General features: G+C 70.1%; 10 protein-coding genes. 8 read left to right on the forward strand and 2 right to left on the reverse strand.

The features are described 5' to 3' along the window. Window positions 1-62: 62 nt before the first annotated feature. Together ACZ50J_RS04835 and ACZ50J_RS04840 are read left to right on the forward strand one after the other, a co-directional pair. Entirely contained in the window at window positions 63-3,182 is a 3,120-nt protein-coding gene (locus tag ACZ50J_RS04835; RefSeq protein WP_464300138.1) for an ATP-dependent helicase, read from the forward strand. Next, a complete protein-coding gene (locus ACZ50J_RS04840) occupies window positions 3,179-6,532 on the forward strand; it encodes an ATP-dependent helicase (RefSeq protein WP_464300139.1) in 3,354 nt (1,117 codons plus the stop codon). Before ACZ50J_RS04835 ends, ACZ50J_RS04840 begins: the two co-directional genes overlap by 4 nt. A gap of 15 nt (window positions 6,533-6,547) precedes the next feature. Here the strand turns inward: ACZ50J_RS04840 and ACZ50J_RS04845 are convergent, their stop codons facing one another. After that, complete coding sequence (locus ACZ50J_RS04845; RefSeq protein ID WP_464300140.1) at window positions 6,548-7,375, reverse strand: helix-turn-helix transcriptional regulator; 828 nt, start codon at window positions 7,373-7,375, stop codon at window positions 6,548-6,550. 140 nt (window positions 7,376-7,515) lie between these two features. On the opposite strand from ACZ50J_RS04845, the gene ACZ50J_RS04850 reads away from it, so the two are divergent. Beyond that, the gene (locus tag ACZ50J_RS04850) at window positions 7,516-8,916 is read left to right on the forward strand and encodes an MFS transporter (RefSeq protein WP_464300141.1); all 1,401 of its coding nucleotides are present in this window, start codon (window positions 7,516-7,518) and stop codon (window positions 8,914-8,916) included. 33 nt (window positions 8,917-8,949) lie between these two features. On the opposite strand, the gene ACZ50J_RS04855 is transcribed toward ACZ50J_RS04850, so the two are convergent. Continuing rightward, on the reverse strand, window positions 8,950-10,254 hold the full coding sequence (locus ACZ50J_RS04855; RefSeq protein WP_464300142.1) for a phosphotransferase: 1,305 nt from the start codon (window positions 10,252-10,254) through the stop codon (window positions 8,950-8,952). A 41-nt stretch (window positions 10,255-10,295) separates the two neighbouring features. Here ACZ50J_RS04855 and nudC point away from each other — a divergent pair, with 41 nt between their 5' ends. The 5 genes from nudC to ACZ50J_RS04880 all read left to right on the forward strand — a co-directional run bounded on the left by nudC (window position 10,296) and on the right by ACZ50J_RS04880 (window position 15,768). Continuing rightward, window positions 10,296-11,219: an NAD(+) diphosphatase gene (gene nudC / locus ACZ50J_RS04860; RefSeq protein WP_464300143.1), complete on the forward strand. Its 924-nt coding sequence runs from the start codon at window positions 10,296-10,298 to the stop codon at window positions 11,217-11,219. Beyond that, window positions 11,216-13,336 (forward strand): ATP-dependent DNA helicase UvrD2, encoded by a 2,121-nt coding sequence (locus ACZ50J_RS04865; protein WP_464300144.1) that lies wholly within the window; start codon window positions 11,216-11,218, stop codon window positions 13,334-13,336. Before nudC ends, ACZ50J_RS04865 begins: the two co-directional genes overlap by 4 nt. A gap of 217 nt (window positions 13,337-13,553) precedes the next feature. After that, window positions 13,554-13,844, forward strand: a complete 291-nt coding sequence (locus tag ACZ50J_RS04870) for a hypothetical protein (protein WP_464300145.1) — start codon at window positions 13,554-13,556, stop codon at window positions 13,842-13,844. Between the two features lie 202 nt (window positions 13,845-14,046). Next, complete coding sequence (locus tag ACZ50J_RS04875) at window positions 14,047-14,334, forward strand: WhiB family transcriptional regulator (RefSeq protein ID WP_464301314.1); 288 nt, start codon at window positions 14,047-14,049, stop codon at window positions 14,332-14,334. Window positions 14,335-15,129: 795 nt separating this feature from the next. Continuing rightward, a complete protein-coding gene (locus ACZ50J_RS04880) occupies window positions 15,130-15,768 on the forward strand; it encodes a DUF6801 domain-containing protein (protein WP_464300146.1) in 639 nt (212 codons plus the stop codon). Window positions 15,769-15,933: the final 165 nt, after the last annotated feature.

A 15,933-nucleotide genomic window follows, 5' to 3' on the forward strand; every position in this document is an offset into this window, starting at 1 on the left:
CCAACCCTCGACGGTCGAGGTTTGTGCACGGGTGCGAGTGAGTGTCGGTCACACGTGATGGGATGAGCCGCGTGCTGGAGCTACGACGATCGCCGGATCTGGCGGTGCGACCGCCGGTGCTGGACGACGTCCAGCAGGCGGTGTGCGACAGCGCCGAGCGCGCCCAGGTCGTGCTCGGCGCGCCGGGCACCGGCAAGACGACCCTCGCCGTCGAATGTGTCGTGGCGGCGGTGGAGCGCGGCATACGTCCGGATGCCTGCCTGGTCCTGGCGCCGACCAGGTTGGCCGCGGCGGACCTGCGGGACCGGGTGACCGCCCGGTTGCAGCGGACGTCCACCGAACCCCTGGCCCGGACCCACCAGGCGCTCGGCTTCGGCATCCTGCGCCAGGCCGCTGCGTTGCACGGGGAGCCGGCGCCCCGGCTGCTCAGCGGTCCCGAGCAGGACGTCGTGCTCCGCGAGTTGCTGGCCGGGCACGAGGCCGGTGACGGCATACCTCCGCAGTGGCCTGAGTTCGTCCGTAATGCGTTGCCCACCAGGGGTTTTCGCAACGAGCTGCGTGATCTCCTGATGCGCGCGGTGGAGTGGGGGTTGACCGCGCAGGAGCTCGCCGAGCTGGGCCGTCGGCACGACCACCCCGAGTGGGAGGCCGCGGCGCGAGTGCTTGACGAATACGACCAGGTGACGGCGCTCTCGCGCCCCGGTGCGTTCGACCCGGCATGGATCCTCAGCGCCGCCGCCGACCTGCTGGAGGTGGATCTCGACGCACGGGATCGGGTGCAGCGAGCCATCCGACTCGTCGTGGTCGACGACGCCCAAGAGATCACCCGCGCTGCGGCGCGCCTGCTGCGCCTGGTCGTCGCGCCCGACACCCGGGTGGTGCTGATCGGCGACCCGGATGCGGCCGTGCAGGGCTTCCGCGGTGCCGACCCCCGGATGTTCGGTGCGCTCGGCGACCATTTCGGAGCGGTCGACCACGCGACGCTGCCCGCCGGGCATCGACAACCGGACGTCCTGCGCACGGCGGCCGAGCGGGTCGCCGAGCGCATCGGTGCGGTCGCCGGCGCCGAGCACCGCCGGGTCGCATCGCGACCTGGCGGACGCCTCGACGTGGCGCTGCTGCGATCGGCACCACAGGAAGCCGCACACATCGCCGCGCAACTGCGCCGGGCACATCTGCTCGACGGGCTGGCCTGGTCCCAGATGGCGGTCATCGTCCGCGGGCAGGGCAGAGCCGGCTCACTGCGCCGTGCGCTGAACACCGCTGGGGTTCCTGTCAATTCGCCTCCGACCGTCGTCCCGCTGCGCGACGAACCCGCCGTCCGACCGTTCCTGGCCCTGCTCGAGACCATCGGCAAGCTGTTGGCCGATGACCCCGACCCGATCAGTCCGGAGCTCGCCGCGGACGTGTTGTCCTCACCATTGGGCGGAGCGGATGCAGTGGCACTGCGTCGCCTGCGCCGTGCGCTGCGTGCCGAGGAGCTGGGTTCGGACGGTTCGCGGTCGTCCGACGAGCTCCTTGCGGCGTCTGTCGTCGGGTTGCCCTGGCTGGAGCTGCTCGGCCCTGTCGCGACCCCCGCGGTCCGGGTGGCGGGCGTCATACGGGCGGGGCGGGAAGCGGCGGTGGCTACGGGTGCGACCGCCGAGACCGTGCTGTGGGCGATGTGGGAGGCCGCCGGGCTGGCCGCCGACTGGCAGGCGAAGGCGCTCGCCGGTGGCCGCGAAGGGTCTCGGGCCGACAGTCGCCTCGATGCGATCGTGGCCCTCTTCTCTGACGCCGCTGCGTACGTCGACCGGCTTCCGGGCGCGGCGCCGTTGGATTTCCTCGAGCACGTGCGTGGCCAGGACGTGCCGGGCGACCGGCTGGTCGCCTCCGCCCCGGCCGACGAGACCGTTGCCTTGCTGACAGCGCAGGCCGCAGCCGGGCGCGAGTGGCAGTTCGTCGTCGTCGCCGGGGTCCAGGAGGGTGTCTGGCCCGACCTGCGGCTGCGCGGTTCCCTGCTCGGTTCGGAGCGGCTGGTCGACGTGCTCGCCGATCGCGGCGACTCGTGGCGCGCCGCCCAGACGGCCGTTCGGTATGACGAGACCCGGCAGTTCCTCGTCGCGGTCAGCCGCGCGAGCGAGCGGCTGCTGGTCACGGCGGTGCGGAACGAGGACGAGCAGCCCTCGCCCTACCTGGACGTCGTCGATCCGCTGGACCTGACCGACGATCCGGACAGGTTGCGTGACTTCACCGAGGTCGCCCGGCCCACAACACTGTCGGCCGTGGTGGCCGAGCTGCGTCGCGAGCTGGCCACCGGTGACGACGACGTCCGCGCGCGGGCGGCCGGGCAGCTCGCCGGGTTGGCTCGCGCCGGGGTGCGTGGAGCGGATCCCCGCGAGTGGTGGGCGTTGCGTGAGCTCAGCGACGACCGTCCACTGCGTGCACCGGAGCAACTGGTCCAGGTGTCGCCGTCCCGCGTCGAGAGTTTCGGGCAGTGTTCGCTCAACTGGCTGCTGACGACGGCCGGCGGTGACGGCCCGGACATCGGCGCTGCGGCGCTCGGAACCCTGGTGCACGAGGTCGCCCAGGAGTTCGGCGACTCCGATCCGGACGCGATGGCCGCGGCGCTCGACGAGCGGTGGGCGCGACTCGGGTTGGGCGACACCTGGGTGTCCGCCCAGAAGCGTGTGACGGCGCACCAGATGCTGCAGCGGCTGGTCGGCTATCTCGACGAGGCGAAGGCTCAGGGCTGGCGGCCGGTCGGAGTCGAGATCGGCTTCTCGGTGCTCGTCGGCCGCGCCCGGCTCACCGGTCGCGTCGACCGGATCGAGCAGCGCGGGGAGGAGCTGCGGATCATCGATCTCAAGACGGGCGCGTCCAAGCCGTCCGCGGCGGACCTGCCGACCAACCCGCAGCTGGGCGCCTACCAGGTGGCCGTTGCTGAGGGTGGGTTCGAAGCAGGCAACGTCTCCGGCGGTGCGGCACTGGTGCAGGTCGGCAAGGCGGGCGGCAAGGGCGCCGACACCCAGGTGCAGGCGCCATTGGCCGAGCAGGACGACCCACGCTGGGCCTACGAGCTGCTCGCCGAGACCGCCGACGGTATGTCGGCCGCCAGCTTCACCGCCCAGATCAACAAGCGCTGCCGCACCTGCCCGGTGCTGAAAAGCTGCCCGCTGCAACCCGAAGGAGGTCGGTTGTGACTGCCGAAAAGCGTTATTCCGCAACTGACCTCGCCAACGCACTGGGTCTTCCACAACCCACCGAGGAGCAGGTCGCGGTCACCGAAGCCGCGCCCGACGCTCCGCTGCTCGTCGTTGCCGGCGCGGGCTCCGGCAAGACCGAGACCATGGCCGCGCGCGTGGTGTGGCTCGTCGCCAACGGTCATGTCGAGCCGGACCAAGTGCTGGGTCTGACGTTCACCCGCAAGGCCGCCGGTCAGCTGGCGGAGCGCATCGGGCTGCGCCTGCGACGACTGCGCCGCGAGGGCATCTGGCTGCCGACGACGGACGACGGCACGCAGGCGCTGGCCGAGTTGCCGACGGTGCAGACCTACCACTCCTATGCGGGCCGGCTGGTCGGCGAGCACGGGCTCCGGCTCGGCATCGAGCCGGAGTCGCGCCTGCTCTCCGAAGCGGCGGCCTGGCAACTCGCCTCCGAGGCGGTCCTCGGGTATGACGGCCCGATGGACGAGGTGACGTTCACCGAGGGCAACGTCACAACGGCGGTGGTCAGCCTTGCCGGCGAGCTCGCCGAGCACCTGGTCGGCGTCGACGACCTGATCGCCTACCTCGACCAATACCTCACGGACACAGCACAATTGCCCGCTGTCGGCACCACGAAGGTGACCGGTGGGGACATGAAGAAGGTCTCGGCGGCGCTGACCGCGCGCCGGCAGGTGGTTCCCATCGTGCAGCGCTACCTGCAGCTCAAGCGGCAGCGATCCGCGCTCGACTTCGCCGACCAGATGGCGCTCGCCGCCGCACTGGCTCGGACGTTCCCGGCACTCAGCGCGTTGGAACGCGGCCGCTTCCGGGCGGTGCTGCTCGACGAGTTCCAGGACACCAGCGAGGCGCAGATGGTCCTGCTGCGGTCGCTGTATGCCGGTAGCGATGACCTCCCCGGTGAAGACGTGCGGGTGACTGCGGTGGGCGACCCGCACCAGTCGATCTACGGATGGCGCGGGGCGAGTGCGACCACGCTGGGTACGTTCCCGCAGCTCTTCGCCGACACCAGCGGACCGGCGAAAGTCCTTCAGCTGTCTCGCAGTTGGCGTAATGACAGCAGCATCCTGGCTGCCGCCAACCGTGCCGCGGCGCCGTTGCGCGAGGCCAGTGCCGTTCCGGTCGCGACACTGCAGCCACGACCCGGTGCGGGCGACGGTGCGGTGACCGCAGCCCGGTTGATCGACCAGGAGGCGGAGGCGGCATACATCGCCGAGTGGATCGACCAACGGCACACGCTGCCGGACGGCGAGTGGACCCGTCGCACCGCTGCGGTGCTGTGCCGCAAGCGGTCGCAGTTCACCGCTGTCGTCGAGGCGCTGCGGGAACGCAATCTGCCGGTCGAAGTCGTCGGCGTCGGTGGTCTGCTGACGACCCCCGAGGTCGCCGACATCGTGAGTTTGCTGTGGGCGGTGCAGGATCCGACTCGCGGCGACGAGTTGATGCGGTTGTTGACGGGGCCGTTGATGCGCCTGGGGGCGGCCGACCTGGACGGCCTCGGGGAGTGGGCCCGCACCCTGGAACGCCGCGACCGGCCGAAGCCCTCTGACGGCGAGGGCGGTGAGCGGACAAGTGCGGACATCTCCGCCGAGACCCGCGACCGTCCCTCGATCATCGAGGCGCTCGACGAACTGCCCGGTCCCGACTGGGAAGGACCGGCAGGTCAACGACTCAGCCGTCTCGCGCTCGAGCGGCTCACCGGCCTGCGTGACGAGATCCGCCGACTCCGGTCGATGACCGGACTGCCGCTGAGCGAGCTGGTGGTGGAGGCGGAGCGGGCGCTCGCGCTCGACATCGAGGTGCTCGCGCGCCCCGGCCAGACGTCCGAGACAGCTCGAGTCCATCTCGACGGATTCGCCGAAGTGGCAGCGGGTTTCGCGGCGTCGTCGGACCGCCCGACATTGGGTGGCTTCCTCGCCTGGCTGGCTGCGGCGGAGCGGGAGGAACGCGGCCTCGACCGTCCCTACCTCGAGGCCGAACCGCGCGCCGTGCAGGTGCTGACCGTTCACGCCGCCAAGGGCTTGGAGTGGGACATCGTCGCGGTGCCTGGTCTCGTCGAGAGCACCTTCCCATCCCACTCGGGCGTGGTCGGCTGGAGCGCCGACTACGGCGGTTGGAAGATCAGCGCGAAGGGAGTCCCCGGCGATCCGTCGTCATGGGCGATCAACGCCTCCGAGTGGATCGGCGGCCTCGACGGGCTGCCGTTCGACCTGCGTGGCGACGCCGAGGGTCTGCCGCAGCTGCGCTGGTCCGAGGCGACCGACGCGCGCGAGTTGCGCGACGCGATCAGCGAATTCAGAGCAGCCGCAGGCGAACACGGCCTCGATGAGGAACGGCGTCTTGCGTATGTCGCCTTCACCCGGGCGCGGTCCGAGCTGCTGTTGACGGCGTCGGTGTGGGCGGCTGCGAGCACGCCACGCATCACCTCCCGCTATCTGACCGAGCTGGTCGACGCCGGCCTGGTGCAGCAGCAGGTCTGGGAGCCGATGCCAGAGCCGAAGCCGGGTGAGACGAAGGTCGACGATCCGCGCGGTGACGGTGACACGGTCGCCACCTGGCCGACCGACCCAATGGCGAGCCGGCGGGCGGACCTCGCCGACGGGGTGGCGCGTGTCTCGCAGGCGTTGTCGGCCGGGGCGACCCAGGAGCTGTTGCCGCTGGACGATCGCGAGCAGGAGATCGAGCTGCTGCTGCGTGAGCGCGACCGGACACGGACCCGCGGCATCGGAGCGGTGCTCCTGCCACGTCACCTGTCGGCATCCGCGATCGTCGCTCTGGCCGACGACCCGGAGGAGTTCACCCGGCGGCTCCGGCGGCCGATGCCGGCGCCGCCCGCGCTCGCCGCGCGGCGCGGCACCGCGTTCCACGCCTGGATCGAGCAGCACTACGCGCAGGCGGCATTGGTCGACGTCCTGGCGCTGCCCGGAGCGGCCGACGAGGAGGCCGACGACGGCGCCGACCTGGAGGTGCTCAAGGAGCGGTTCCTCGCCTCGGAGTGGGCCGCACGCACCCCGGAGGAGATCGAGGTCTCGGTGGAGACCTGGATCGACGGCATCTCGGTCCGCGGCCGCATCGACGCGGTCTTCCACCGTGCGGACGGCGGCTTCGTCATCGTCGACTGGAAGACCGGCGCCCGGCCGTCGGGCGCCGCGATGCGGGCACGAGTGCTGCAGCTGGCGGCATACCGACTCGCCTTCGCACGGCTGCGCGGGGTGTCGACCGACCAGGTCGACGCGGCGTTCTACTACGCCGCGACAGGTGACACGGTGTGGCCCGAGATGCCGGACGATGACGCCATTTCCGTTCTGCTGCAACAGATTCCGAGCTGACCGCTCGGCTTCGGGTCAACTGCGCGACAGGAGCTCGAGCCCGTCGGCTGCCGGCGTGCCCGGCTCGGCGTGATAGACCGCGAGCCGGTGCGTGCTCTCCGCGAGCTCCATCACCTCGAACGACACGTCGATCCGGCCGACCAGCGGATGCTGGAACCGCTTCACGCCATACCCGCAGTCCTGCACCAGGTGTTTGGCCCACAGTTTGGCGAACTGGTTGCTTCCCACACTCAGTTCACCGACCAGCGCGGTCAGCTTGGCGTCCTCGGGGTTGTTGCCCGACGAGTAGCGCAGGAACGCCACCATGTCCTTGGCGACCTGATCCGCGTCGACATATAGATCCTGACCGCCCGGCTCGAGGAAGAACATCTTCAGGACGTTCGGCCGGTGATGTTTCTGCTGGGGGTGCTCGAAGCAGGTGCCATATCCGATCAGCTTGTGTCCCAACGGATTCCAGGCGAGCACGTCGTTGCAGTGGTCCAGGATCAGCGCAGGTGTCGACATCGCCATGATCATCGAGACGGCGGCCTGCCGAGGCATCTCCGGCTTCGGCCGGCGGCGCACCTGACTGGGTGCCGGGCGCGCCAGCCGCCGCAGATGTTCGTGCTCGTTCGGAGTCAACGCGAGAGCGCGGGCCAAGGCGTCGATCACACCGTCGGAAGCGTTGTGCGAGGCGGACTGCTCGAGCCGGGTGTAGTAGGTCGGGCTCACCCCTGCAAGATGCGCGAGCTCTTCCCGGCGTAGCCCGGGCACCCGGCGTGCGCCGTACGACACCACACCGACATCCTCGGGACTGATCGCGGCGCGACGGGTCTTGAGGAACTCACCCAACTCGGTCGTCATGCGCCCATTGTGCGCCGCCCACCATGCGGAAACCTCACCCTGTCAGTGGTACCCACGCGGTGGGTAGGCAACTCAGGGAGCTGGCTGGCCCGTGCGCGGTCGCCGACGGTGTTGATGTGACTACTTCAACCACACCCGCCATGAGCCGACGGCAGCTGCTGGTGCTCGTGCTCCTCCTGGCGTCGCAATTCATGCTCGCCGTCGACTTCTCCATCCTGAACGTCGCCCTGCCGGCTGTCGGCGCCGGCTTGGGCTTCTCGGCGGCGAACCTGCAATGGATCGCCACCGCGTTCGCGCTCTGCGCCGCCGGGTTCACGCTGCTGTTCGGCCGGATCGGCGACTACGTCGGCCGGCGGCGAATCTTCCTGATCGGCATGGCCGCGCTGGGTCTCGCGTCGCTCGTCGGTGGCCTCGCCGGCAACCCGGCCATCCTGCTCACCGCGCGCGTCGTCCAAGGGCTGGCGACCGCCGCGGTCACGCCGGCGGGCCTGTCGTTGCTCACCACGGCCTTCCCGGAGGGTCCGTTGCGTGCCCGCGCCCTCGGCCTCAACAGCGTGATGATGTCGACGGGCTTCACGAGTGGCGCCATCCTGGGCGGTGTACTGACCGATTTGTTGTCCTGGCGATGGGCGTTCCTGGTCAACGTGCCGATCGCAGCGCTGGTCCTCGCGGTCGCACCGAGCGTGCTCAGTGACACCGCCGCCCGCGAGAAGTCCCGGCTCGACATACCCGGCTCGATCCTGGTGACGACCGGCCTCCTCGCGCTCGTGTACGGCGTCACCCGCGCCGGCGAGGAAGGCGCCGGGGACCCGTGGGCGGTGGCTTCGCTCGTGACCTCGGCCATCCTCCTGTGGGCGTTCTGGCGTGCGGAACAGCGGCACGAGCACCCGCTGGTTCCGACCGCGATCCTCACCCGGCGCACCATCGGCTGGGGCAACGTCGCGGGCTTCGTGACGTTCTCGATGGAGAGCTCGCTGGTGTTCGTGCTGACGATGTATCTGCAGCACGTGCTCGGCCTGAACCCGTTGCAGACAGGTCTGATGCTCGGCGCGATCGGCCTGGGCGCGATCATCGGTGGATCCGCCGGCTCGCGGGTGATCGGAGCGTTCGGCGTACGTCGCACCCTCGCGACCGGACTCGCCGTGCAGGCCGTGTTCACCGTCCTGCTCGTCGCCCTCGGAACCTCCACCGCGTGGCTGTGGGTCCTGGCGGCCGTGACGTTCCTCGGCGCCATCGGTCACGTGTGTGTGATCGTCGGCTTCATGGTGGCGGCGACCTCGGGGTTGCCGGACCGCGAGCAGGGTCTGGCAACCGGGCTCGCCACGATGACCCAGCAGGTCGGCGTCGCGATGGGAGTTCCGCTCATGAGTGCCGTCGCGACCGCGACCGGCTCACTGGAGTCGTTGTCCTCGCTACGGGTCGCCATCGGTGTCAATGCCGGCGTCATCGCGGTGACTGCCTGGCTGGTGGGGACACAGCTGCGATCGCAGGCGCCGAGCCGTCAGCCGGAGAGCACCGAGCGGGAACCGGCGCACGTCTGACCGTCCATACCCGGGTGAGGCGCTCATCGCGCCTCACCCGGTCGTGTCGGGCTTCGCATCGTCCGGTGTCGTGTCCTGGCTCGAATCCTGGCTCGAGTCCTTCGGCGACGGGTCCTCGGGCTCGTCGCCGTCGTCCTGCCCTGCCGAATCGTCCTCGATCGGGTAACTGGACGGCTCCGGCTCATCGTCGACAGCGACCTCGTCGGCGCTGCTCTCGGGAGCAGTGGCCGGGTCGGCCGCCCGCTTCGCGGCCGGTGCTTCCTCCGCTGCCCGGTCACGCGGGGCGACCGGGATCTCGACGGTCTCGTCGTCGGACCCGGCGTCCTCGAACTCCACGACCTCGATGTCCTCGGGGTCGACCGTGGGCGGCGCCGGCTCGTGCGTGGCCGGGTCCGGCAGCTTGCGGCGTCCGGGTGCGGGCGGCAGGAGTGATTCGTCGTCGCGCATCGCCTCGTCGAGTCGGCTCAACGCCGCGGTGCGGCGCGCGATCAGGTCGCTGTCGTCGCTGGTGACGGCATCCATCAGGGCGTTGACCCGCTGCAGTTCGGCCGCCAGCCGAACACGTCGCTCCAGGTGCGTGTCGAGGGAGTCGTGCCGGGCACCGGCGTAGGACTCGAGCACCGTGTCGAACGCGGCCGGCTCTGCGAGCACCGACAGCACCGCGAAATCGGCGGCCGGATCGGACACGCCGGCCTGCTCCCAGCCGGTCATCGCCACGACGTCGTCGCCGTCGACCAGCACGTGCGCGCCCTCCAGTGGCCCGTGCACCGTGCAGGTCGCGAACTTCCAGAGCGCGACCTCCTCCAGGGCGCGCTCCCATCGCGAGAGCAGTCCCGCCGGGACGTGACCGGTCGCGGCGGCCCGATCGAGGGTGGCCAGCCGGCGTGCGCGATAGGCGTCGGCGTCGTATGACGGCAGGCCGGCCTCCTCGACGGCGCGCGGATCGGTGTCGTGCACGGCGGCCAACGCCTGGCCGATGTTGCGTGCGATCGCCGAGCCCGGGCGCAGGTCGCGCCATACGAGCGGATTGCCCGGCAGGCGGGTCTGGACGGACACCACGGTGCCGTCGTCCGCCACGGCGGTGCCCTCGATGCGCGGCACCGCGAACGGGACCCGCTTGGCCAGCAACCGCAGCAGACCGTCGGACTGCTCCATCTGTGCGCCCGCGGCGGTGCTGCGGCCGGCGCGCACCACCCATTCCTTGCCGTCGGCGGTTGTCACGAACGCGACCTGGAAGCGATCGTCCTGTGCGGTCGAGCTGCCTTGGACGGTCGTCGGCGCAAAATGTGGGACGGCGGCGGTCGCGAGGGCGGCGAGGTTCAACGGGCTGCGGAGCACGGCTCCACGGTAAGCCGAAGCGACCGCATAACCTGGATGGCGTGCCCGCAGCTTCGCAAACTCGTTTCGATCTCCTCGACAGCTCCTCCCTCGACCGCCGCACGTTGCGGCGGCGTGACCCCGCACTGATCCCAGCCCTTCTCGCCGACCCGTCGACCGCCGTGCTGGACGTGTATGGCGACAGGCTTCCCAACACCGGTGACGGCAACCGGCTCCACTACCGCGCTCCGGAGCCCGCCGATCAGGACGAACTCGTCGTCTACTTGGGCGAGATCGCCGGACGCGAGGTGCTGGCGGTGCTCCGGGACGGTGATGACGAGGTCCCGGCGGAGGGACTGCGATACCTCGGGATGCGATTGCATGCCGACGACGCGCCGATTGCGATCACTGCGACCGGCATCGGTCGCTGGCACGCAGTGACCGGGTTCTGCTCCAAGTGCGGCACCGCGACCGTCGTGACGGAGGCCGGCTGGGTGCGCCACTGCGACAACTGCGGTCGTGACCACTACCCGCGCACCGATCCGGCGGTGATCATGGCGGTGCTCGACGACGACGACCGGCTGTTGCTCGGCCGTGGCCGCAACTTCGCCGGCAACGGGATGTCGGTGCTGGCTGGTTTCGTGGAGCCCGGCGAGTCGCTCGAGACCGCCGTTGCCCGTGAGGTCATGGAGGAGGTCGGTGTGCCGGTCGTGGACGCGCAGTTCCTCGGCGATCAGCCGTGGCCGTTCCCCTCGTCGCTGATGGTCGGCTACACCTGCCGCGCGACCAGCACCGAGTTGACACTGGACCCGGAGGAGATCGCCGCGGCCCGCTGGTTCACCCGACCCGAGCTGGCCGCCGCCGTCGCGAGCGGCGAGGTGCGGTTGTCGGCGCGGTTGTCGATCGCGCGGCACCTCATCGAGCACTGGTACGGCGGGCCGATCGACCAGCCCGACGATGGCGTGTCCCTGCGGCAGGCCCGATGACACTGAACCCCGAAGACGTCCTCGCCGGGCTGGACCCGGAGCAACGGGAGGTCGCGAGCAACCCGCTCGGGCCGATGTGCGTGCTCGCCGGTGCCGGCACCGGCAAGACGCGCGCCATCACGCACCGGATCGCGTATGGCGTGCATTCCGGCGCCTATCGCTCCGATCGAGTGTTGGCGGTGACGTTCACGGCTCGGGCGGCGGGGGAGATGCGCACGCGGCTGCGCGGCCTCGGCCTGCCGACGGTCCAGGCCCGCACGTTCCACGCGGCGGCCCTGCGGCAGCTGCGCTATTTCTGGCCGCAGGCGATCGGCGGCCCGCTCCCGCAGATCCTCAAGCACAAGGCACCGGTCGTCGGTGAGGCCGGAGCACGGCTGCGGCTGCAGCTGGACCGCGTGGTGATTCGTGACCTGGCGGCCGAGATCGAGTGGGCCAAGGTGTCGATGCTGACGCCGGAGACCTATCGGGCGGCTGCCGCCCGGGCCGGGCGTTCACCCGCGGAGCTGGACCTCACCGCGATGGCCCGGCTCTGGGAGACCTACGAGGAGGTCAAGTCCGCCCGGGACGTCATCGACTTCGAGGACGTGATCCTGCTGATGGCCGGGGTGCTCGCGGAGCGGGACGACATCGCGGCCACGGTGCGCGGGCAATACCGCCACTTCGTGGTGGACGAATATCAGGACGTCAACGCGGCCCAGCAGGCATTGCTGGACCTGTGGGTCGGTGACCGGCCCGACCTGTGCGTGGTGGGCGACCCGGCGCAGACGATCTATTCGTTCACCGGCGCCTCGCCGCGCCACCTGCTCGACTTCGCCGGCAAGCGCCCCGGCACGCGGACCGTGCGGCTGGTGCGCAACTACCGCTCCACTCCGCAGGTGGTCGACCTCGCCAACCTCGTGCTGCAGGCCGGCCCGCGGCATGCCGAGACCGTGCAGTTGCAGGCGCAACGCGAGCCCGGCCCGGCCCCGGCGCTCAGCCAGCTGACCGACGACGATGCCGAGGCGTCATGCGTCGCACAGCAGGTGGCCAAGCTGTTGAAGCAGGGCGTGCCGGCCAGTGAGATCGCGGTTCTCTACCGGATCAACGCGCAGAGCGAGGCGGTGGAGCAGGCGCTGTCCGCCGCCGGCATTCCCTATCTGGTGCGTGGTGGCGAGCGGTTCTTCCAGCGGGACGAAGTGCGAAAAGCACTGGTATTACTGCGAGGTGCCGTCCGGACCGATGACGGCAGCATCGAGCTCGGCAAGCTGGTGAGCGACATCGTGACGGCTGCGGGCTGGTCCCCGCAGCGTCCAGCAGGTGGCGCGGTGCTCGAGCGCTGGCAGTCGCTGAATGCACTCGTCGAGCTGGCCGACGACCTCGGTGGCAACGACGAGGACTTCCGGTTGCGGGAGTTGGTCGCCGAGTTGGATCGGCGCGCGGCCGAGCAGCACGCACCGACGGTCGAGGGCGTCACGCTGGCGTCGTTGCACGCGGCGAAGGGCCTGGAGTGGGATGCCGTGCTGCTCATCGGGTGTTCGGACGGCCTGCTGCCGATCTCGATGGCGGAGGGTCCACAGGCGATCGAGGAGGAGCGCCGGCTGCTGTATGTCGGCCTGACTCGCGCTCGCAAGCACCTGCTGCTGAGCTGGGCCGCGGCACGTAATCCCGGCGGCCGTGCGTCCCGTCGGCCCTCCCGGTTCCTCGATGCGGCCGCGCCGGTGCTCGGGCCGGGTGCCCGCAGCGCGCCGAAGGCCCGGTCCGGTCCGGCGCCCAAGAAGGCCGCCAAGCCGAAGACCTGTCGGACGTGCGGCACCACGTTGGACACCGCTGCCGAGCGCAAGATCGGCCGGTGCACGGACTGCCCGGCGACATACGACGAGGCGCAGTTCGAGGCGCTGCGCGCGTGGCGTCTCGAAGTTGCGATGCGCTCCAAGGTGCCGGCGTTCGTGGTGTTCACCGACGCGACATTGATCGCGATAGCCGAGAGCCGTCCCCGTGACGTCGCGGGCCTCGCCGGGGTGTCCGGAGTCGGCAAGCACAAGCGGGACACCTACGGCGACGCGGTGCTGGCGGTGCTGGACGGAGCCGACCCGGTGTCGGCCGCTGCCGAGTGCTTGGCGGGGCAAGACAGTGCGTGACGCTGTCGGAGGTCGGCGATACGCCCGTCGTCCGAATTTTTCTGCAGGCGAATCCCGTTGGCACGCAATACTTTTCGAGTCGCCACAGTTTCCTGCAAAAAATTCTCGTTAATTCAGTTGCCGGGGTACATGGGCACCCCGTAGCCTGTTGGATGTTCAGCTCGCGCGCCCAGGCGGCGCGACGAGGTCCGCGAGAGCGAGAGGAGGGGTTGGCGAAATGGGAAACATTCAGATGACGCAGCCGTGTGACGAGCACGCCGCGATGACGCCTGCCCTTCCGATGATGACGAGTGTTCACCTCGCTGCCGCCCGCGGTCGGGTCCAGGGGATCAGTGCGTTCGCCGCCGGAAGTGTCAATGGCTTCGTCGTGCGCGAGCGCTCCGTCGATCGCAGCTCCGCCGCCGCGATGGGCGCCACCGATCTGGGTGGCACGCGCGAAGTCAAGTCCTACAACTCCAAGTTTGCCGGCGGTGTCCGGTGTTCCCTCCTTGCAAGGCCACCCGTCTGACTCAGACGTAACGGTCCTTTCAAGGCCGCGGAACCCGACACCAGGGTCCGCGGCCTTTTTGTGTCGCGGGCTTCCACCACCAGAAGGAAGACCGAACTCCATGCCGAACACCATCAGGGAACGACCGGCCGGCGCGAACCACGCGCAGACCGAGCAGGAGGGGCCCCGCACCAGGGGTCACCGCGACAAGGAGGTGCCACCGATGATGTTGACCGATCTGATAGACGCGACCGGCCTGGCTGCTGAATGCGGCGAGCAGTTGCCCTGCCACCAGAACGACCCCGAGCTGTGGTTCGCAGAGCGCCCGGAGGACGTCGAGTTCGCCAAGGCGCTGTGCGCCAGCTGCCCCCTGCAGGCCCAGTGCCTGGCCGGGGCGAAGGACCGCTCGGAGCCGTGGGGAGTCTGGGGCGGCGAGTTGTTCGCCCAGGGCGTCGTCATTCCGCGCAAGCGGCCGCGTGGTCGGCCGCGCAAGCAGACCGTGGCCGCGTGATCTCCATGCGTACCAACACAATTCGACTTCATGACACCGGTATGCCGCATGGCCGGTGTGTCCCTTCCGGGCAACACCGGTCATGTCGGGATACCCATCCCGAAAGAGCTTCCACCATGTTCCAGTTGCTGCGGGTCGAACCGACCCGACCGCGCCCACCGACAGGGCAGATGGCGGCCAGGCGAAGCAAACACGTGAGTCGTGTGCTTCCCCCGCCGACCTCACCACGTCGATGAACGCCCACCAGCCGCCCCTCAGTGGCGGTCCGATCGCAAAGCCGGTCGCGGCTTACCGCGGCCGGCTTTGCCATGTCATCTGCTCCGACTCCTCGCGGCGTGGTTGGCGGGATGGCTCGCGGGCTCGCTCATCCCGCCAACCGCGCCGGTCGTCGTCTCCGGCGCCGTCGGCTCGTCGTACTGCTGGAGTGGTCGGGGCGGTCGCCGGCCACGTCTTGTGCTCCGCCTTCTCACGGCCCGGTTGGCAGGATGGCTCGCGCTCGCTCATCCCGCCGACCGCGCCGGTCGTCGTCCCGGCGCCGTCGGCTTGTCGTACTGCTGGAGTGGTCGGGGCGGTCGCCGGCCATGTCTTCCGCTCCGCCTTCTCACGGCCCGCTCGGTGCTGCCGGCGCGCGCGCCGTTTTGCGAATTCTTGACCCTTCCTAGTCCTTTCTGGGTTGAATTTACCCAATCCTGTGGATCCGATACTTTTCGGTAACTTACTCGGGTATAAACGTGTGAGCCTGATCTCATACATGAGTTAAGGCGTCTCCAACACTTCCCGCCCGAGGAGGGCTTCATGTCTCAGCTCGAGACCCGCAAGACTCAGGTTTCCCGCCGTACTCTGGCCAAGGGCGCCGCCTGGTCGGTGCCCGTCATCGCCACCGCTGCTGCCGCTCCCGCCGCGAGCGCGAGTGTCGTTCCCGGCCAGTCCAGCGTCGGGCCCGTCTCCGTGAGTTGCTCGCTGACCAGCCCGGTTCCGCTGACCGCCACCTGGACGCTCACCCTCACCGCCACGACGCCGACGAGCGCTGCGCCCGGCGACGCGCTGCCGGCACCGACGCTCACGGCAACCGTCACCACCGACGCCCAGTCGGGCGGCCTGCTGCGACAGCTTGGCGTGACCTCGCTCGACGGCACCAGCACCGCGCCCTACACGGTGTCGGGTGCCGTCGTGAACCCGGGCGACCGGACGGCGACGCTGACCGTCCCGACCACGACCGTCGACCCGGCGGGCACCGGCGGCCTCACCACGACCGCCACCGGCACCGGCGCAGCCGAGACCGCCGGTGCGAGCGCCGGATCGATTCTGGTCACCCTGAAGCCGTTCGACATCAGTCTGACAGCTCACGGTGGAGCGTTCGACGGATCGACCATCGCCGGCACCTGCACGCCGCCCGATGGCACCGTGCTCTCGCCGGTCATCCAGGTCCAGTAACCACCCGGCTGTCCGCGGCTCCGCCGCTCCGAACGTGCCCGGCGACCAAACTGGTCGCCGGGCACGTTCGTTCGTGCGAACGACGGGCTCCGACCGGACAACCCGGTTTGCGATGTGAGCGCGGCGGCGTTATTCGCTGCAGCGGCGCCGGGAATGGCAGACGAT

Source organism: Flexivirga sp. G2, assembly GCF_055397625.1.